The following is an 18,910-nucleotide window of genomic DNA, read 5'->3' as shown; positions in this document are numbered from 1 at the left end:
CGGCAGATCGTGCCGCCGGCGCTGCACATCCCCGATTCGGCGGCGGCCTCGGTCTTCCGGGCCGTCCGGTTGCGCGGGCCCGTCGGCCGTGACGTCATCGCCGGCGTCACCTCGCTGAGCATCGCCACGGTCAACCGCCAAGTCATCGCCCTGCTCGAGGCCGGCCTGCTGCGGGAACGCGCCGACCTGGCCGTCTCCGGGGCGATCGGCCGCCCCCGCGTGCCCGTCGAGGTCAACCACGAACCATTCGTGACGCTGGGCATCCACATCGGCGCCCGGACCACCAGCATCGTGGCCGCCGACCTGTTCGGCCGCACGCTCGACACCGTCGAGACGCCGACGCCGCTCAGCCCCGCCGGGCCCGCGCTGGCGTCGCTGTCCGAGAGCGCCGCCCGCTACCTGCGACGTTGGCATCGGCGCCGCCCGCTGTGGGTCGGCGTCGCGATCGGCGGCACCGTCGACAGCGCCACCGGCCACGTCGACCACCCGCGGCTGGGCTGGCGGCAGGCGCCCGTCGGGCCGGTGCTGGCCGACGCGCTGGGGCTGCCCGTCTCGGTGGCGTCGCACGTCGACGCGATGGCCGGGGCCGAACTCCTGCTCGGCATGCGGCGGTTTCTGCCCAGCTCGCCCACCAGCCTCTACGTCTACGCCCGCGAGACCGTGGGCTACGCGCTGGTGATCGGCGGGGGCGTGCACTGCCCCGCCAGCGGCCCGGGCACTATCGCGACGCTGCCCGCCCACTCCGAGCTGCTCGGCGGCACCGGCCAGCTGGAATCCACCGTCAGCGACGAGGCGGTGCTGGCCGCCGCCCGCCGGTTGCGGATCCTGCCCGCGGGCCGCGCCAACGCGCCGGCCGCCGGCATCGCCGACCTGCTGCGGCTGGCCCGCGCCGGCAACGCGCGGGCCAAGGACCTGCTCGACGAGCGGGGCCGGGTGCTCGGGGAGGCGGTGGCCTTGCTGCGCGACATGCTCAACCCCGACGAACTCGTGGTCGGCGGCCAGGCGTTCACCGAGTACCCCGAGGCGATGCAGCGCGTCGAGGCGGCGTTCGCGCGGCGGTCCGTGCTGGCGCCGCGCGACATCCGCGTCACCGTCTTCGGCAACCGGGTGCAGGAGGCCGGCGCGGGCACCGTGTCGCTGGGCGGGCTCTACGCCGACCCGCTGGGGGCGATGCGGCGGGCCGGGGCGCTGAACCCGCGGCTGCGCGACGCCGCCGCCGACGAGTCGTCCGCTTGACCCGACCTGTCCTGGGCATTGGGCCGGGGACCCAAGCGTCCTGTAAAGATGACAGAGTGCGCCACGACGACGTTTTCCGGCTGAAACCGCGCCGGGTCGCCGTGTTGGCGGTGCACACCTCGCCGCTGGCGCAGCCGGGCACCGGGGACGCCGGGGGGATGAACGTCTACGTGCTGCAAACCGCGTTGCACCTGGCGCGGCGGGGCATCGAAGTGGAGATCTTCACCCGGGCCACCGCATCCGCCGACCCGCCGGTGGCGCGGGTGGCGCCCGGCGTGCTGGTGCGCAACGTGGTGGCGGGGCCGTTCGAGGGCCTGGACAAATACGACCTGCCCACTCAGTTGTGCGCGTTCGCCGCCGGGGTGCTGCGCGCGGAGGCGTCGCACGAACCGGGCCACTACGACATCGTGCACTCGCACTATTGGCTGTCCGGACAGGTCGGCTGGCTGGCCCGCGACCGCTGGGCGGTGCCGCTGGTGCACACCGCGCACACGCTGGCCGCGGTCAAGAATGCGGCCCTGGCGGCGGGCGACGCGCCCGAGCCGCCACTGCGCACGGTCGGCGAGCAACAGGTCGTCGACGAGGCGGACCGGTTGATCGTCAACACCGACGACGAGGCCGCCCAACTGATTTCGATCCACCGCGCCGACCCGGCGCGCATCGACGTCGTCCACCCCGGAGTGGATCTCGAGGTGTTCCGCCCGGGGGACCGGCGGGCCGCCCGGGCCGCGCTGGGATTGCCGCTCGACGAGGACGTGATCGCGTTCGTCGGGCGAATCCAGCCGCTGAAGGCCCCCGACATCGTGCTGCGCGCCGCCGCGAAGTTGCCCGGCGTGCGCATCGTCGTCGCCGGCGGCCCGTCGGGCAGCGGCCTGGCCTCCCCGGACGGGCTACGGCGGCTCGCCGACGAACTCGGCATCGCGGCGCGGGTGACCTTCCTGCCGCCGCAGTCCCGGCCGGACCTGGCCACCCTGTTCCAGGCCGCCAGCCTGGTCGCCGTGCCCAGTTACTCGGAGTCGTTCGGTCTGGTCGCCGTCGAGGCGCAGGCGTGTGGCACGCCGGTGGTGGCGGCCGCGGTCGGCGGCCTGCCGGTGGCCGTGCGCGACGGGATCACCGGCACGCTGGTGGCCGGGCACGACGTCGACCGCTGGGCGGACGCGCTGAACCGGATGCTGCGCCTGCGCGCGCCGCAGGCCGAGGCGATGAGCCGCGCGGCCGCCGCGCACGCGGCCACGTTCTCCTGGGAAAATACCACCGATGCGCTGCTGGCCAGCTACCGCCGCGCGATCCGCGAGTACACCGCCGAGCGCCGCGGGGTGGGCGCATGACCCGCGCCGGCGACGATGCAGGGCGGAGCGATGCTGAGGAGCTGCGCCCATGAGCATTGCCGTCGAGCGCGTGATCGAGGACGCGCTGCGGGCCAGCGGCCTGGTCTATTCGAAACACGAGGGGGCGCACGGCGGGCTGTCCGGCCTGGTGGTCGAGTTGCCCGGCGAGCGCAAGCTCAAGACCAACACCATCTTGAACATCGGCGAGCATTCGGTGCGCGTGGAGGCGTTCGTGTGCCGCAAGCCCGACGAGAACCACGAGGGTGTCTATCGCTTCCTGCTCAAGCGCAACCGCCGCCTCTATGGGGTGGCGTACACGCTGGACAACGTCGGCGACATCTATTTGGTGGGCCGCATGTCGCTGGCGTCGGTGGACGCCGACGAGATCGACCGGGTGCTCGGGCAGGTGCTCGAAGCGGTCGATTCGGACTTTAATACGTTGCTGGAGTTGGGTTTTCGCTCGTCGATCCAGAAGGAGTGGGAATGGCGGGTGTCCCGCGGCGAGTCGCTGAAGAACCTGGAGGCGTTCGCCCACTTGATCGACGAAGACGACGATGCAGTGGGGGAACCCCCAGCCGCGCAGCGGCGGGGGGGACGCGAAGCGCGATGAGGTTGGGGGCACCTCCCGCTTGCGGGGGAAAGTCGAGCAAGCATCGACGAAGACGACGAATAAGCTAGCCGGCATGGGAGACACCGGCACGTTGGTGCTGCTCCGCCACGGCGAGAGCGAATGGAACGCAAGCAACCAGTTCACCGGGTGGGTCGACGTGGACCTGACCGAAAAGGGTCGCGCCGAGGCGGTGCGCAGCGGCCAGTTGCTGGCCGAGCAGAACCTGCTCCCCGACGTCCTCTACACATCGCTGCTGCGCCGCGCGATCACCACCGCGCACCTGGCGCTGGACGCCGCCGACCGGCTGTGGATCCCGGTGCGGCGCAGCTGGCGGCTCAACGAGCGGCACTACGGGGCGCTGCAGGGGCTGAACAAGTCGGAGACCAAGGAGCGCTACGGCGACGAGCAATTCATGACGTGGCGGCGCAGCTACGACACGCCGCCGCCACCGATCGAGCGGGGCAGCCGGTACAGCCAGGACACCGACCCCCGGTACGCCAACATCGGCGGCGGCCCGCTGACCGAATGCCTGGCCGACGTGGTGGTCCGGTTCCTGCCGTATTTCACCGACGTCATCGTGCCGGACCTGCGCAGCGGCAAAACGGTGTTGATCGTCGCGCACGGCAACTCCCTGCGGGCCCTGGTCAAATACCTCGACGGGATGTCCGACGAGGACGTCGTCGGGCTGAACATCCCGACCGGGGTTCCGCTGCGCTACGACCTCGACGCCGATCTGCGGCCGGTGGTGTCCGGCGGAACCTACCTGGATCCGGAGGCCGCCGCCGCGGGTGCCGCGGCGGTTGCCAGCCAAGGGGGCCGCTGACGCCGGCCGATTGCGAGCTGCAAAGGGCCGTTTGCCGAACATCGCATGAACGGGAGTGGAACACCTGAAGCGGAAAGTGTGACTTGTCCGATTTTGGCCTCGTTCCGCTAGGGCGGCGTTCAGGAAGATTTGTAGGATTTGCTATGTGACTGTGTTCTCGGCGCTGTTGCTGGCCGGGGTCTTGTCCGTGCTGGGGCTGGCCGTAGGTGTAGCAGCCGGGACCCGGCTGTCGCCGAAAGCGGCCCACCGCCGGCAGCGCGTGAGCACCGAATGGACCGGGATCACCGTCGCGCAGATGCTGCAACGCATCGTCACGCTGATGCCGCTGGGCGTGGCGGTGGTGGATTCCCACCGCGACGTCGTCTACCTCAACGATCGGGCCAGGGAGCTCGGGCTGGTGCGCGACCGGCAACTCGACGACCAGGCGTGGGAGGCGGCGCAGCAGGCGCTGAGCGGGATCGACGTCGAATTCGACCTGCGGCCGGCCAAACGCGCCGCGGGCCGCTCCGGGCTGTCGGTGCACGGGCAGGCCCGGCTGCTCAGTGAGGAAGACCGCCGTTTCGCGGTGGTGTTCGCCCACGACCAGTCCGACTACGCCCGCATGGAGGCGACCCGCCGCGACTTCGTCGCCAATGTCAGCCACGAGCTCAAGACGCCGGTCGGCGCCATGGCCCTGCTCGCCGAGGCCCTGCTGGCCTCCGCCGACGACCCCGAAACCGTTCGCCGGTTTGCCGAGAAGGTGCTCGTCGAGGCCAACCGGCTGGGGGACATGGTCGCCGAGCTGATCGAGCTGTCCCGGCTGCAGGGCGCCGAACGGTTACCCAACGTGACCGAGGTCGACGTGGATACCGTTGTGTCGGAAGCCATTTCACGCCACAAGGTGGCGGCCGACAACGCTCAGATCGAGATCCGCACCGATGCGCCCAGCGGCCTGCGGGTCTTGGGCGACGAAACGCTTCTGGTCACCGCGCTGGCCAACCTGGTCTCCAATGCGATCGCCTATTCGCCACCGGGTTCGCCGGTCTCGATCAGCCGCCGGCGCCGCGGCGACAACATCGAGATCGCGGTCACCGACCGGGGCATCGGGATCGCGCTGGAAGACCAGGAGCGGGTCTTCGAGCGGTTCTTCCGGGGGGACAAGGCACGCTCGCGCGCCACCGGAGGCAGCGGGCTGGGCCTGGCCATCGTCAAACATGTCGCGGCCAACCACAACGGCAGCATCGGTGTGTGGAGCAAGCCGGGGACCGGATCGACGTTCACGCTGTCGATTCCGGCCTACAAGGACACTGACGAAGAACCCGAGCCGCCGCAGGGCCGCGAGGTGCGGCCCAACAGGTCACAACGAGAGGAAGAACTAAGTCGATGACCCGCGCTTACGACGATGCAGAGCGTCGCGATGAAAAGGAGTGGCGCGCATGACCAGTGTGCTGATCGTGGAGGACGAGGAGTCGCTGGCCGATCCGCTGGCGTTCCTGTTGCGCAAGGAGGGCTTCGAGGCCACGGTCGTGACCGATGGGCAGGCCGCGCTGGCCGAGTTCGACCGTGGCGGCGCCGACATCGTGTTGCTGGATCTGATGCTGCCCGGCATGTCGGGTACCGACGTGTGCAAGCAACTGCGTGCTCGTTCCAGCGTGCCGGTGATCATGGTGACCGCCCGGGACAGCGAGATCGACAAGGTCGTCGGGCTCGAGCTCGGCGCCGACGACTACGTGACCAAGCCCTATTCGGCGCGCGAGCTGATCGCCCGCATCCGCGCGGTGCTCCGCCGCGGCGGCGACGACGACTCCGAGATCAGCGACGGCGTCCTCGAGTCCGGGCCGGTACGCATGGACGTCGAGCGACACGTCGTCTCCGTCAACGGCGACACGATCACATTGCCGCTCAAGGAGTTTGACCTGCTCGAGTACCTGATGCGCAACAGTGGCCGGGTGCTCACGCGCGGGCAACTGATCGATCGGGTGTGGGGCGCGGACTACGTCGGCGACACCAAGACGCTCGACGTCCACGTCAAGCGGTTGCGCTCCAAGATCGAGGCCGACCCGGCCAACCCCGTCCACCTGGTGACCGTGCGGGGGTTGGGTTACAAGCTGGAGGGCTAGACCGAGTCCCGCGAGTCGGTGAAAGTGCGGATTATCGCGCCGCCTTGGCGGCTTCGCGATGACCCTTTTTCGCGTGGGTCGAGCAGCAATGCGACATGTCGCAATGGAATCGGTCGCTGCATTCGTGCGAACAATAGCTGGACGCGGCCGGAAGCCATTCCGGATCGGACAAGTCGCGCCGCTGGTCGTTCGGATCGAACGTGTGGCCGCAATGTACGCAGGTCTTCACCTTGGTCTTGGTGGCCATGTCGTCAGGGTACGCGCCATGGCCGATAATCGGCGCGGGTTTCAAGGTCCCCGGTAAGAATTGGCGGTTCGCAAATTCGCACAGTGCGAAATCCGCCCTGAACCGCCTCGCGCCAGCGAATTACTTTTTCAAACTAACTCCGTCGTCGTCCGTTGTCGCTTGCGCCGCAATTCGACGCGGCCGGCAGGGCCATCTCGGCGAAATCGACGGCACAACAGGCCGATAGGCTCCTCAATCGACCTCTCGGAGCGAAATCGCCTGCAGCGCGGAACGTTTCGAGTCGTCGACGCGAAAGCCCCGTCCGATGTCCCTTCGAATTGCGACACGGTGATGCGCGCCGCCGTGTCGAGCGTCGCCCTGTGCCGTCCACCCCCGAGTGGCCCGGTCGGCGACATGGCCGCGGCGCGACTGCGCACCGCAGGAATTAATTCGGCAGCCATGGCGTTTGGGGTAGCCGTGGCGCGCACGACGAAATGCTGGAACAGATGAAGTGTCCTAGCATCAGCCCGTTGGGCAATCGCGATCGGGGGGAACGGTGTTGACGCTTCTCAAGCGGGCATGGGTTCCGCTAGTGGTGGTCGTGGCGGTGCTGATCGGCGGCGTTGCGGTGGACCGCCTCAACGGCGTCTTCCCCGGACCCGGCCTGCCCAAGCCCGATCCGCGCGATGCGACCCCGCCGTACGCGGCCAAGACCGCCATCTATGAAATCCTGGGCCCGCCGGGCACGACGGGCGTCGTCAACTGGATGGACGCGGACGCGCAACCGCAGAAGGCCAACTTCTCCACGTTGCCGTGGTCGCACACGATTGTCGCGGAGATGCCCGGCATCTTCGCCTATGTCGTCGCCCAGGGTGACAGCCCCTCCCTCGGTTGCCGCATCACCGTCGACGGCAAATTGGTCGATCAGCAACAGGTGGACACCCGTGACGCGCAGGTTTCCTGCTTGGACAAGTCCGCGTGACCGACGGCACGAGCGACACCGGCGAAATCCCCGTCGCGCACCCCGCCGACGTCGAGTACAAACCGCGTCTGGCCCGCACCATCCGCGTGCTGGCGCTGCCGATCGTCGTGTGCTGGGTGCTGATCGCGGTCGGCGTCAACATCTTCGTCCCGCAATTGGAAAAAGTCGCCGAGGACGTCTCGGTGCCGCTCTCGCCATCCGACGCGCCGTCGGTGACCGGGATGAAGCACATCGGCGAGAAATTCAAGGAGTACGACTCCGACAACCTCGTCCTGGTGACGCTGGTCGGTGACAAACCCCTTGGCGCGGACGCTCACCGGTACTACGACGAGCTGGTCAAGAAGCTGAAGCAGGACACCAAGCACGTCGAGCATGCGCTCGACTTCTGGGGGCAGCGGTTTACGGCGTCTGGTGTCGAGAGCTATGACCACAAGTCGGCCTACGTCCAGGTCAACCTGCGCGGTGACCAGGGCGGCGCCGTCGGCGACAAGTCCGTTGACTCGGTTCGCCAGATCGTCGCGGACTCGAAGCCGCCGCCGGGGGTGAAGGCCTACGTCGCGGGCCAGGGAGCCCTGACCGACGACACGATCGTCGTGGGTAACGCGAGCCTGTTCAAGATGACGATCATCACCATCGTGATCATCGCGATCATGCTGATGTTCGTCTATCGGTCGATCGGCACCGTGCTGCTGACGATGGTCATCCTGTTCGCCGGACTGGCCACCGGCCGGGGCGTGGTGGCGCTGCTGGGCGACACCGGCCTCATGGGACTGTCGACCTTTGCCGTCAACTTGCTCACGGCACTGGCCATCGCGGCAGGGACCGATTACGCGATCTTCATGGTCGGCCGCTACCAGGAGGGTCGCGAACGGGGCCTGGACCGCGAAGCCGCCTACTACGACACCTTCGCCGGGGTCACCAAGGTGGTTCTGGGCTCGGGTCTGACGATCGTCGGAGCGCTGGCCTGTCTGCATTTCACGCGGCTGCCCTACTTCAGTTCGCTGGCGTTTCCGTGCGCGGTGGGTCTGCTCGTCGTGGTGGCCGCCGGGGTGACCCTGACGCCGGCGCTGATCGTGGTCGCAAGCGGCTTCGGCCTGTTCGACCCGAAGCGAAAGTTCAACTACACACGCTGGCGCCGCCTGGCGACGGCCATCGTGCGGTGGCCGGCACCGATCCTCGCGACGTCCGTCATCCTGGCCATCGTCGGCGCCCTGGGTTTGTCCGGTTTCAACCCGCGCTACAACGACCTGTACTACCTCCCCAAGAGCGCGTCCTCAGTCCAGGCGTACGACGCGGCCGATCGACACTTCACGCAGGCCCGGCTGAACCCGGACCTCCTGATGATCGAATCGGACCACGATCTGCGCAATACGACCGACATGCTGGTGCTGGACAAGATCGCCAGCGCCATCTTCCGGGTGCCGGGCATCGAACGGGTGCAGAGCATCACCAGACCTCTTGGGCCGCCGATTCAAGATGGATCCGTCCCGTTCCAGCTCAGTGTGCAAACCGCTCCGATCCGCAGCAACCTCGCGTACCTCAAGGACCGCGTCGCCGACATCAAGAAGATCACCGGCTTCCTCGACACCCAGATCACCCTGTTGGAGCGCCAGTACGCGGTGACCCAGAGGCTCGCGGCCGCCGCGGACGACAGCTCCAAAACCACGGGGGAGACGGCGGCCATCACCGACGAAATCCGAGACCATATCGCGGATTTCGACGACTTCTGGAGACCGATTCGCAGTTATTTCTACTGGGAGAGGCACTGCTACGACATCCCCATCTGCTGGTCGCTGCGAAGCCTGTTCGACGCGCTCGACGGTTTCGACCAACTGGCCGATAAGTTCCACGCCCTCACCAGCGACCTCAACCACACGGCGACAGCGACGCGCGAATTGCTGGCGATCATCCCTGAAAACATCGCAGTCACAAAGGCGATCCGCGATACGACGCTGACCATCTACAGCACGTTCGACAACCTGGTCGATCAGTTCGACCGCCTCACCGACACGAACGCGGTGATGGGCAAGTCCTTCAGCGACTCTCAGATCGAGAGCCTGTTCTACCTGCCGCCCGAGATCTTCCAGAACCCGGACTTCCAACTGGGGTTGAGCTTGATGGTGTCGCCGGACGGCAAGGCCGCTCGCTTCATCGTCACTCACTCGGTGGATCCGGCGACGACGGAGGGGATCGCGTCCGTCGACAAGGAGCGCAACGCGGCCAAGGAGGCGCTGAAACTCACCTCCCTGCAAAACGCCGACATCTACCTCGGCGGCACGGCTGCAACGTTTTACGACATCGCCAACGGCGCCAAGTACGACCTGCTGATCGCCGCGGTGGCCTCGATCGTGCTGATCTTCATCATCATGGTGCTCGTCACCCGCGCTTTGGTCGCGGCGGGCGTCATCGTCGGCACGATCGTGATGTCGCTGGGGGCCGCCTTCGGGTTTTCGACACTGATCTGGCAGCATCTCCTTCATTTCCAATTGCACTGGGTTGCAACAGAATTCGCACTTATCGTCCTTTTGGCGGTGGGCTCGGACTACAACTTGATGTTGGTGTCGCGAATCGAAGAGGAGATCGGGGCCGGGCTGAAAACGGGACTCATCCGCGGGATGGGTCTCACCGGACCGGTGGTGACCGCGGCGGGTCTGGTGTTCGCCGTCACCATGGCCACGATGATCACCAGCGATCTCCGGGCGATCGGTCAGTTCGGCACGACGATCGGGCTCGGCCTGATGTTCGACACCTTCGTCGTGCGATCGCTCATCACACCGTCGATCATGACGGTGATGGGACGCTGGTTCTGGTGGCCCAAGCGGGTGCGGGTCCGCCCGGCGAGCCAGATGCTTCGGTCGGTCGGGCCGCGCCCGCTGGTTCGTGCGCTGCTGTACCAACCCCGGCACGCGACCGCGCCGGAGTCGCGGACGTAGCGCGCGATGCCGAGCGTCTGACCCCCGCCGGCGCCCCGGCGCCGCAGCGACCGACGGTCGCAATGAAGACCCGGCTTGATCGTCACGCGCCGTTTACGACATTTGCTGGCGCTCGACCCTTACCCGCGTTATTCTATGGTCGTTGAAAAACTATTCGATGGCTGTTGAAAAGCATCCGACCGGATCGCCGCGGAGAGGACTGGCCACATGGACTTTGCGTCGCTGCCTCCGGAGGTCAACTCCGGACTGATGTATGCGGGCCCCGGGGCGGGGCCGATGCTGGTGGCCGTCGCGGGCTGGGACGCGCTGGCCGCGCAGCTGGAGTCCACCGCCAGCGGTTACGCGGCCGAGCTGGCGGGGCTGACGGGGCAGGCGTGGTCGGGCCCCTCGTCGTTGCTGATGACGGCCGCGGCCACCCCCTACGTGGAATGGCTGACCGCCGCCGCCGCCCAGGCCGCGCAGACCGCCGCCCAGGCCTACTCGGCGGCGGCGGCCTACGAAGCGGCGTTTGCGATGACGGTGCCCCCGCCGGTGATCGCGGCCAACCGGGCGCAGTTGATGGCGCTGGTCGCGACGAACTTCCTGGGGCAGAACACCCCGGCGATCGCGGCCACCGAAGCCCAGTACATGGAGATGTGGGTGCAAGACGCCACGGCGATGTACGGATACGCCGCCGCGAGCGAGAGCGCCGGCGCCCTGACCCCGTTCGACGAGCCGCCGCGGACCACCAATCCGGCCGGGCAGGGTGCCCAGGCCCAGACTGTGGCCCAGGCCACCGCCCAGAACGCCACCAGCGCCACCCAGCAGCTGGCCTCGACCAACGCCACGATGCACACGCTCAGCTCCACCGCCGACACCGTCGGGCCCGTCGCCCCGGGCCAAACGGTCACGGTCGCGCCGGGCAGCACCATCACCATCGGCGCCAACACCGGCATGTACCTCAACAGCGGCGAGATCACGATCACGGGCTCCGGCACCAACCTGATCAGTTTCGGCTCCGTTATCGTCAACCCCGGCGCCACAATTCACACCATCATCGACTGCTCCGAGGGCGGCGTGCTGATCCCGGGCGGGGTCGACGTCACCGCCGGCGCCAACCCGATCGTCCTCACCACCGGATCGTTCCAAGAGGTGCTGGTCACCCTCGTCAACGGCTCCGCCACACTCCAGGTGGCCGCCGCGGAACAGATCGCGGTCCAGACGTTCGCGAACACCGCCACCGCCATCGCCGGACCCGCCGGCGCGTCCATCACCAACGTCTTCGGCACCGTCAGCATCGCCACGGTCACCCCCATCCCCGGCTCGTCGGGCGCATTGGGGGCCCCGCTGGGCGGGCTGGCCGCGCCGGGGCTGGCGGGCACTGCCGGAATTCAGCCTCAGCTCGACGTGGATGGGCTACTGGAATGGGCCCAAGCCGTTTCCAGCGCCGGTTGAGCGGCGTGCCGGCGCACCCCGGCCCCCGGTTGGGCTGGCCGTTTCACCCTTCGTCCGGTATCGGCGCGCCGTCCGCGGGAGTCGGCGAGGCGGCCTCGCTCGGCCCGCTGTCGGTGCCCGCCGCCTGGGCGGCGAACGCCACCGGGGTCGAGTCGGCGCCGCGTTCTTCACCGGACGCCGGTGTCGACGCCGCCTCGCCGGGACGCACCTTCCGGCGGGCCCTGATGGCAGCCGTCACCGGACGCGATGCCGGGTGCCCGCCCTCGGCATGAGTGTGCGTTCAGGGCCTCGAGTGTGCGCTGAGGGCACATATCTCACCGATTCCCCGCCCGGGATTCACACCGAAAGCCCTGGACGCACCCGCGATCACCGGGCGCCCACCACCTCGTCGGCCACGCCCAGCGCCAGCGCCATGATCGACACCTGCGGGTTGACTTCCGGGCAGCTCGGCAGGATCGAGGCGTCGGCCACCCACACCCCGTCCACGCCGCGCAGCCGCCCGGTCTCGTCGACCGGGCAAAGCTGATCGTCGACTCCGGCCGCCGCCGTGCCCGTCGGGTGAAAGGCCGCCAGGTGCAGGCTTTTCGGGTCGCTGCGCCGCAGCACGTCCTGCAGCGCGGGCAGCGATGTCACGGTCGGCGCGCCGGGCAGACCGGTGAGCACCTCGATTGCCCCCGCGGCGAACAACAGCCGGCCCATGGCCTCGATCGCGGCGACGAGCTTGGCGACGTCGGCGCGGTCGATGTCGTAGCGGATGAGCGTCTCGCCGCGCACCGACGCGACCGAGCCGGCGCCGCGATCGGCCACCATGGCGCCGAACGTCGCCACCCGGGGCGCGCGGTCCAGCCAGCCGAGCAGCTCCGCGCCGTAGCCCGGAAACACCATCGAACCCATCCCGGGCGGCGTCGAGGTCGCTTCGATGAGCACGCCGTGTGACTCGTGCAGCTCGTGTACCGCCGCGCTCTGCAGCACCCCATGCCAGGCGACGACGTCGTCCTCGAAGCGCCCGGCGAGCATGGTGGCCGGGTGCAGCGCCAGGTTGCGGCCGAGCCGCGAATGATCACCAACGCCGCTGCGGCGCAACAACCCTGGCGTCTCGGTTGCCCCGGCCGCCACGATGACCGTGTCGGCCAGCACGTCCAGCGCCGTGCCGTCGGGCCGGCGGGCCCGCACCCCCCGGGCGCGCCCGTGCCGGTGCAGCAGGCGCTCGACGCGCGCCTGGGCGATGATCCGCGCGCCGGCCGCGCACGCCTCGGGCAGCGCGTTGAGGTGCACCCCGAACTTGGCGTTGCGGGGACAGCCGATCGCGCACTGGCAACAGCCCGCACAGCCCGGCGCGTTGCGCGGGATGGGCGCCGCGTGCCAGCCGAGCGCGGTGGCGGCGTCGAGCAGCAGGCGCCCGTTGCGGCCCATGATCTCGAGCGGCACGGGGGCGACCCGCAGCGTGCGTTCGACGTCGTCGAGGCGCTCGGCCAGCCGGTCGGAATCGGCCAGGGCAAGGCCGAATTCGTCGCGCCAGCGCCGCTGCACGGCCGTCGGCGGGCGGTAGCAGGTGCCCGAGTTCACCACCGTGGTGCCGCCGACCGCGCGGCCGATGGGCAGCACGACCGACGGCCGGCCCAGGGCGACGGTGGCGCCGGCGCCGCGGTACAGCCCGGCGTAGCGGTCGATGGGATGGGTGGTGCGGAATTCCTCGACCGTCCAGCGGCGGCCCTCCTCGAGGACGACGACGTCGCACCCGGCCCGCGCCAGGGTCCGGGCCACCATCGCGCCGCCGGCGCCGGAGCCCACGATCACCGCGTCGGCGGTGACGACGGAACGGCTCTCGGCCGATCCGACGACGTTCAACGCCGCGTCCGGGCGGGCCGTCACCTGGTCCGCGGCGCGCGAAAGAAGCTCGGGCGCATACGTTTCCGCGCCGTTGGCCAGCAACACGATCGCCTTCATCGCCTCGAGGCCCGCGCCGGCGTCCGGGCCCAGGGCGGCGACCCGCCGCAGCACCCGTTCGCGCCGGTCGGGTGCCAGCCGCGACAGCGACCGTCCGGTGGTGGCGAAGCTCGCCGCGGTCAGCCCGAGCAGCCCGGCGCGCATGGCCACCCGCGAGGTCGTCGGCAACTGCCGCAGGTAGCGCTCGACGCGCGCCGCCAGCTCGGGCGCCGCCGGGCCGCCGTACTCCTCGGGTAGCAGCGCGGTCCCGAACGAGGCGACCAGGCTCATATCAGCCGCGCGAGGCGGCGGCCCATCTTGATGAAGAACGGATAGCTGGCGAAGATGGCGCCCGCCGCCGCGTGCAGGGGCCAGTCCGCCTCGGCGGTGTTCAGATTGAAAACCCCGCTGTTCCACATGAAGTCGCGGCCGTTGCGGGCGCGGAAGGGCCGCCATAGCAGCCCGAGGCCGGGCACGTTGTTGTACAACCCGAACGACCCGCCGAAGAAGACACCCAGGGTGGCGGCCTCGGCGACGTCGCGGCGGTCGGCGGGCAGCCGCCGCTCGATGAGCACGCCGGAGGCGAACAGCAGCGGTGGGTCCAGCAGAAAACTCATGTCGGGATCCTTTCGTTGACGTCGGGTGCCACGCTCCCGCGCAAACCCACTTCGGCGTGCCCCGTGCCCAGCACCGACCATCGCCGGTCGTCGACCTCGACGTGGATGTCGGCCTGTTCGGTGTTGGTGCACACCGCCGTGCCGCCGTCGGGATCGGTGTACTGCAGGCTCACGCACCTCTCCGCCGGCTGGTCGATCCGGATGAGCACCCGCCGGCCACCGATTCGCCCCTCCAGCTGCCAGTGCTCCAGGCCCAGCGTCGTGCGCATCCGCAATGACGGCAACGGGCCTGCGGGCCAGTCCTTTCCGTCGATCCGGAACCGGACGAACGCCAGCGGGGCCAGCCTGCGCAGCCCCGGCTTGTGCGAGACGGCGGTGACCGCCTCGAGGACGTCGCCGTTGCCGAGGTCGGCGTGCACCCAGCCCCAGCGTTTGGCGTTGCCGTGCCCGTAGATGTGCGCGACGCCGCCGCGCCACCCCTCGACGGGCGCGGCGGCGTCGCCGACGGTCAGCGATCCGGTGAAGTCGGCGGTGGGGGCGAGGACGACTTGGGCGCCCGGCAGCAGCTCGCGGTCCCAGGCCGCGCGGGGAAACGTCCAGAGCGGTGCGCCGGCGTCGGTCCAAGACAGTTCCCACGCCAGCGACCCTGCGCTTCCAGTCAGTCGTCGGTCGCCCACCCGCACGCCGTCGGCGTCGAACCACCAGGGGCCGGTCGCGGGCGAGGCGGGCGCGGGCCCGAACCGCCCGGTGCGGGGCGGCCCGTCGGGCGGAAACCAGGTGGCCCAGCCGTGTGCGTAGGCGCCGGCACCGCTGAGCGGGGAAACCGTCTCGCAGTGCACCCACAGCCCGGCGCGGGTGGCGGGGTCCGAGAGCGTGGCGTACCAGACCTCCAGCCGGCCCGCCTTGCCGCGCCAGCGTGGCGCCGCCGCCGCCGATCGCGTGTCGTCGTCCATTGCTCACCTCCCGTGGGTCCGTCCACTATATTGGTTGAGCCAATGAACCAGTCAAGTCCGCTGCGCCCGCTCGATCGTCAACGCGTCGACGAACAGATCGCCGCGTCGATCGCCGACGCCATCCTCGACGGCGCGTTCCCGCCGGGATCGGCGCTGCCGCCCGAGCGCGAACTGGCCGAACAGCTCGGCGTCAACCGCACGTCGCTGCGGCAGGGCCTGGCCCGGCTGCAGCAGATGGGGCTGATTGAGGCCCGGCACGGCAGCGGCAACGTGGTCGCCGACCCGCAGGCGCTCACCCATCCCGCGGTGGTCGAGGCGCTGGTCCGCAAGCTGGGGCCCGAGTTCCTGGTGGAGCTGTTCGAGATCCGGGCGGCCCTGGGCCCGCTGATCGGGCGCTCGGCCGCGCGGCGCGGCGCCCCCGCGGATACCGAGGCGCTGCGCGCCGCGCTGGCCGCGGTCCGCGAGGCCGAGACCGCGGCCGCGCGCCAGGCCGCCGACCTGGCTTACTTCCGGGTGCTCATCCACCACAGCGGCAACCGCGCGCTGGCGTTGCTGTACCGCTGGGTGGAGCACGCCTTCGGCGGGCGTGAGCACGAGCTCACCGCTTCCTACGACGACGCCGCGCCCGTGGTGGCCGGGCTCACCGCCATCACCGACGCGGTGCTGGCGCGCGACGAGGCCGCGGCCGCCGCCGCGGTCGAGGAGTACCTGCGCGCCAGCGCGCAGCGAATGGTCTTGTCCTACAAGAAGACTGGTGCTACTCGGCAAGCCGAGTAGCCGGATGCACCGCAACGAGCCCCAGCTTGCCGCGGCGCTTGCACATCGCCGCGAGTTCGGCGTACGCCTTGGCGCCGAGCAGCTCGGTGAGCTCGTCGGCCATGCTTTCCCAGACCTGCTTGGCGCCGACATGGGCGCCGGGGTCGCCGGTGCAGTACCAGTGCAGGTCGGCGCCGCCGGAGCCCCAGCCGCGCCGATCGTATTCGGTGACAGTGGTTTTGAGGATTTCGGTGCCGTCGGGCCGCGTCACCCACTCCTGGCTGCGCCGGATCGGCAGCTGCCAGCAGACGTCGGGTTTCATGGTCAGCGGCGCGACGCCCAGCTTGAGGGCCTTGGAGTGCAGCGCGCACCCGACGCCGCCGGGAAAGCCGGGCCGGTTCAAGAAGATGCAGGCGTCCTTGTGCTTGCGGGTGCGGTACTGGGGTTGCCCCTCATGCTCGTCGAGTTCCAGATAACCCTTGCGGCCCAAGCCCTTATCGCGGAATTGCCAGTCTTCGTCGGTCAGCTGCTTGACCGCATCGTCGAGCCGGGCGCGGTCGTCGTCGTCGGACAGGAACGCGCCGTGCGAGCAGCAGCCGTCGTCCGGGCGGCCCGCCACCGTGCCGTGGCAGGCGGGCGTGCCGAACACGCAGGTCCAGCGGGACAGCAGCCAGGTGAGGTCGGCCGCGATCAGGTGCTCGGGATTGTCGGGGTCGTAGAACTCCACCCACTCACGGGCGAAGTCCAGTTCGACCTCGTGCCCGGGTTCCGGATAGGAATTCGCCACGGGTCCACGTTAGACGACGATTCGGGCTCTTCGAGCCGCTGACACTCGGGACGTGACGGCGCGAGATCGGCGACTCCCACAGCGGGCCGCACGCGGCGCGCATTGTCGCCCGACAGGTTAAATTGTCGTGCTCCTCAGCGGGCCGCACGCGGCCCGCATTGTCGCCCGACAGGTTAAATTGTCGTGCTCCTCAGCGGGCCGCACGCGGCCCGCATTGTCGCCCGACTAGGTTGTTTTCCGTGCGATTGGGCGTGCTCGACGTGGGCAGCAACACGGTTCACCTACTGGTGGTTGACGCGCACCGTGGTGGGCATCCCACGCCCATGAGTTCGACGAAGGCCACGCTGCGTCTGGCCGAGTCGATCGACAGCTCCGGCAAGATCACCAAGCGCGGAGCCGAGAAGCTGATTTCCACGATCGACGAGTTCGCCAAGATCGCGGACAGTTCCGGCTGTGCCGAGCTGATGGCGTTCGCCACGTCGGCCCTGCGGGACGCGGTGAACTCCGACGACGTGCTCACCCGCGTCCGCAAGGAAACCGGTGTCGAGCTGGAGGCGCTGAGCGGGGTCGACGAGTCGCGGCTGACGTTTTTGGCCGTGCGTCGGTGGTACGGGTGGAGCGCGGGCCGGATCATCAACCTCGACATCGGCGGCGGCTCGCTGGAAATGTCCAGCGGCGTCGACGAGGAGCCGGAGGTGGCGCTGTCCCTGCCCCTGGGCGCCGGCCGGTTGACCCGCGAATGGCTGCCCGACGACCCGCCCGGGCGGCGCCGGGTCGCCATGCTGCGCGACTGGCTGGACGCCGAGCTCGCCGACTCCAGCGTGGCCGTGCTGGAAGCGGGCGCTCCCGACCTGGCGGTGGCGACGTCGAAGACGTTCCGCTCGCTGGCCCGGCTCACCGGCGCGGCGCCGTCGGCGGCCGGCCCGCGGGTGAAAAGGACGCTGACAGCAAACGGCCTCAGGCAACTCATATCTTTCATCTCTAGGATGACGACCGCTGACCGGGCAGAACTGGAAGGGGTGAGCGCCGAGCGCGCGCCGCAGATCGTGGCGGGTGCGCTGGTGGCGGAGGCGAGTATGCGAGCGCTGTCGATCGAATCGGTGGATATCTGCCCGTGGGCGTTACGGGAAGGTCTCATCTTGCGCAAACTCGACAGCGAAGCCGACGGAACACCCCTCATGAAGCGATCCGTGCGCGATGCTGGAGGCCAGGCAGGTGATCGGGACGGCAACCGATCGAGAGGCGACAAAGCATGACCGGACCCCACTCCGAGACCGAGAGCCCCGGCACTCGGCCGATCTCGGTGGCCGAACTTCTGGCCAGGAATGGAACCATCGGCGCGCCCGCGGTCACGCGGCGGCGGCGCCGCCGGCGCGGCGACAGCGACGCGGTGACCGTCGCCGAGCTCACCGGGGAGATTCCGGTCATCCGCGACGAGGACGAGGACCCGCGCGCGGCAGGGCAGGCCACCGCCGAACCCGTCGCCGAGGAGGCCGCGCCCGAGCAGCGCACCGACGACAAGCAGGCGGGCCCGTACTGGTCGCAGCCGGAGCCGCGCTGGCCCAAGTCGCCGTCGCGGCCCAAGAAGCCATCCGGGCCGGAGCGCAGCCCATACCCGCGCCCCCTGAGCCATGGCGAGGCGGGGGAGACCAACGGCACCGGGCAGTCCGGTGCCGAGGGCATGAATCCCGACCCGCTGGACCATTACACCGACCTCCCGGTGGACGTGATGGATTCGGAGGTGCGCGACGCCGAGCCCGCGCTGGAGGATTCCGCCTATGTGCGTTCCTACCTGCAGACCGACACCGACGAGGCCGATGAGGACATCGACCCGCTGGCCGTCGGATACGGGCCGGACGGGGATCACCTCGGCGACGAGGCCGGGCGGGCGGACTTGGCCACCGACGCCCACGCGGGACCGGGCCGGCTGCAGACGCTGTGGCGCGGCAGCCTGGTCGTGTTCCAGTCGATCCTGGCCGTCGCCTTCGGCGCCGGACTGTTCGTCGCCTTCGACGAGCTGTGGCGCTGGAACAGCATCGTGGCCCTGGTGCTGTCGGTGCTGGTGATCCTGGGCCTGGTCGTCGGCGTTCGGGTGGTGCGCAAGACCGAGGACATCGCCAGCACGCTGATCGCGGTCGCGGTGGGGGCCCTGATCACCCTCGGCCCGTTGGCGCTGTCGCTGCAGTCGGGCTAGGCGGAC

The 18,910-nt window shown here is 69.6% G+C and carries 18 protein-coding genes; 13 read left to right on the top strand and 5 right to left on the bottom strand.

The window, feature by feature from the left end; all coding sequences use genetic code 11:
* Nucleotides 1-6 precede the first annotated feature (6 nt).
* The 6 genes from BST44_RS11555 (at nt 7) to regX (ending at nt 6,096) form a co-directional block, all read left to right on the top strand.
* The gene (locus tag BST44_RS11555; RefSeq protein WP_142274469.1) at nt 7-1,236 is read left to right on the top strand and encodes an ROK family protein; all 1,230 of its coding nucleotides are present in this window, start codon (nt 7-9) and stop codon (nt 1,234-1,236) included.
* A gap of 56 nt (nt 1,237-1,292) precedes the next feature.
* Nucleotides 1,293-2,564 carry a D-inositol-3-phosphate glycosyltransferase gene (mshA, locus tag BST44_RS11550; protein WP_083177255.1) on the top strand — a complete coding sequence of 424 codons (1,272 nt, stop codon included), beginning with the start codon at nt 1,293-1,295 and terminating at the stop codon, nt 2,562-2,564.
* 49 nt (nt 2,565-2,613) lie between these two features.
* Nucleotides 2,614-3,174: a type III secretion system chaperone family protein gene (locus tag BST44_RS11545; RefSeq protein WP_083177254.1), complete on the top strand. Its 561-nt coding sequence runs from the start codon at nt 2,614-2,616 to the stop codon at nt 3,172-3,174.
* Between the two features lie 73 nt (nt 3,175-3,247).
* The gene (locus BST44_RS11540) at nt 3,248-3,997 is read left to right on the top strand and encodes a phosphoglyceromutase (RefSeq protein WP_083177253.1); all 750 of its coding nucleotides are present in this window, start codon (nt 3,248-3,250) and stop codon (nt 3,995-3,997) included.
* A gap of 145 nt (nt 3,998-4,142) precedes the next feature.
* Nucleotides 4,143-5,363, top strand: a complete 1,221-nt coding sequence (locus BST44_RS11535) for a sensor histidine kinase (RefSeq protein WP_142274463.1) — start codon at nt 4,143-4,145, stop codon at nt 5,361-5,363.
* A gap of 49 nt (nt 5,364-5,412) precedes the next feature.
* Nucleotides 5,413-6,096, top strand: coding sequence for a two-component sensory transduction protein RegX (regX, locus tag BST44_RS11530; protein ID WP_007167631.1), 684 nt, complete (start codon nt 5,413-5,415; stop codon nt 6,094-6,096).
* 31 nt (nt 6,097-6,127) lie between these two features.
* Here the strand turns inward: regX and BST44_RS11525 are convergent, their stop codons facing one another.
* A complete protein-coding gene (locus BST44_RS11525) occupies nt 6,128-6,343 on the bottom strand; it encodes a ferric uptake regulation protein (RefSeq protein WP_083177251.1) in 216 nt (71 codons plus the stop codon).
* Between the two features lie 538 nt (nt 6,344-6,881).
* Here BST44_RS11525 and BST44_RS11520 point away from each other — a divergent pair.
* The 4 genes from BST44_RS11520 to BST44_RS31520 all read left to right on the top strand — a co-directional run bounded on the left by BST44_RS11520 (nt 6,882) and on the right by BST44_RS31520 (nt 11,943).
* Complete coding sequence (locus BST44_RS11520) at nt 6,882-7,304, top strand: MmpS family transport accessory protein (protein ID WP_208619776.1); 423 nt, start codon at nt 6,882-6,884, stop codon at nt 7,302-7,304.
* Nucleotides 7,301-10,237 (top strand): MMPL/RND family transporter, encoded by a 2,937-nt coding sequence (locus tag BST44_RS11515; RefSeq protein ID WP_083177249.1) that lies wholly within the window; start codon nt 7,301-7,303, stop codon nt 10,235-10,237. Before BST44_RS11520 ends, BST44_RS11515 begins: the two co-directional genes overlap by 4 nt.
* 207 nt (nt 10,238-10,444) lie before the next feature.
* Complete coding sequence (locus BST44_RS31315; RefSeq protein ID WP_083177248.1) at nt 10,445-11,671, top strand: PPE family protein; 1,227 nt, start codon at nt 10,445-10,447, stop codon at nt 11,669-11,671.
* On the top strand, nt 11,641-11,943 hold the full coding sequence (locus BST44_RS31520; RefSeq protein WP_083177247.1) for a PPE family protein, SVP subgroup: 303 nt from the start codon (nt 11,641-11,643) through the stop codon (nt 11,941-11,943). Before BST44_RS31315 ends, BST44_RS31520 begins: the two co-directional genes overlap by 31 nt.
* A 94-nt stretch (nt 11,944-12,037) precedes the next feature.
* Here BST44_RS31520 and BST44_RS11500 read toward each other — a convergent pair whose 3' ends face one another.
* From BST44_RS11500 to BST44_RS11490, 3 genes are read right to left on the bottom strand one after another with little or no spacing between them, the layout of a single operon-like run.
* A complete protein-coding gene (locus BST44_RS11500) occupies nt 12,038-13,888 on the bottom strand; it encodes a GMC family oxidoreductase (protein ID WP_083177246.1) in 1,851 nt (616 codons plus the stop codon).
* Entirely contained in the window at nt 13,885-14,214 is a 330-nt protein-coding gene (locus BST44_RS11495) for a hypothetical protein (RefSeq protein WP_083177245.1), read from the bottom strand. The genes BST44_RS11500 and BST44_RS11495 overlap by 4 nt, the downstream gene beginning before the upstream one ends.
* A complete protein-coding gene (locus tag BST44_RS11490; RefSeq protein WP_083177244.1) occupies nt 14,211-15,167 on the bottom strand; it encodes a tocopherol cyclase family protein in 957 nt (318 codons plus the stop codon). The genes BST44_RS11495 and BST44_RS11490 overlap by 4 nt, the downstream gene beginning before the upstream one ends.
* 42 nt (nt 15,168-15,209) lie before the next feature.
* Here BST44_RS11490 and BST44_RS11485 point away from each other — a divergent pair, with 42 nt between their 5' ends.
* Complete coding sequence (locus BST44_RS11485; RefSeq protein ID WP_083177243.1) at nt 15,210-15,944, top strand: FadR/GntR family transcriptional regulator; 735 nt, start codon at nt 15,210-15,212, stop codon at nt 15,942-15,944.
* On the opposite strand, the gene BST44_RS11480 is transcribed toward BST44_RS11485, so the two are convergent.
* Nucleotides 15,925-16,710: a DUF3109 family protein gene (locus tag BST44_RS11480; protein WP_083177242.1), complete on the bottom strand. Its 786-nt coding sequence runs from the start codon at nt 16,708-16,710 to the stop codon at nt 15,925-15,927. The genes BST44_RS11485 and BST44_RS11480 overlap by 20 nt on opposite strands.
* Before the next feature lie 239 nt (nt 16,711-16,949).
* Between BST44_RS11480 and BST44_RS11475 the strand changes: the two genes are divergently transcribed.
* Both BST44_RS11475 and BST44_RS11470 read left to right on the top strand, forming a co-directional pair.
* Nucleotides 16,950-17,966 (top strand): Ppx/GppA family phosphatase, encoded by a 1,017-nt coding sequence (locus BST44_RS11475; protein WP_083177241.1) that lies wholly within the window; start codon nt 16,950-16,952, stop codon nt 17,964-17,966.
* A complete protein-coding gene (locus BST44_RS11470; protein WP_083177240.1) occupies nt 17,963-18,904 on the top strand; it encodes an Rv0497 family membrane protein in 942 nt (313 codons plus the stop codon). The genes BST44_RS11475 and BST44_RS11470 overlap by 4 nt, the downstream gene beginning before the upstream one ends.
* Nucleotides 18,905-18,910: the final 6 nt, after the last annotated feature.

It is taken from the genome of Mycobacterium scrofulaceum (assembly GCF_002086735.1).
GTDB lineage: Bacteria > Actinomycetota > Actinomycetes > Mycobacteriales > Mycobacteriaceae > Mycobacterium > Mycobacterium scrofulaceum.
Note: the sequence above shows the minus strand (reverse complement) of the source record. Positions and strands in the feature narration are given on the sequence as shown.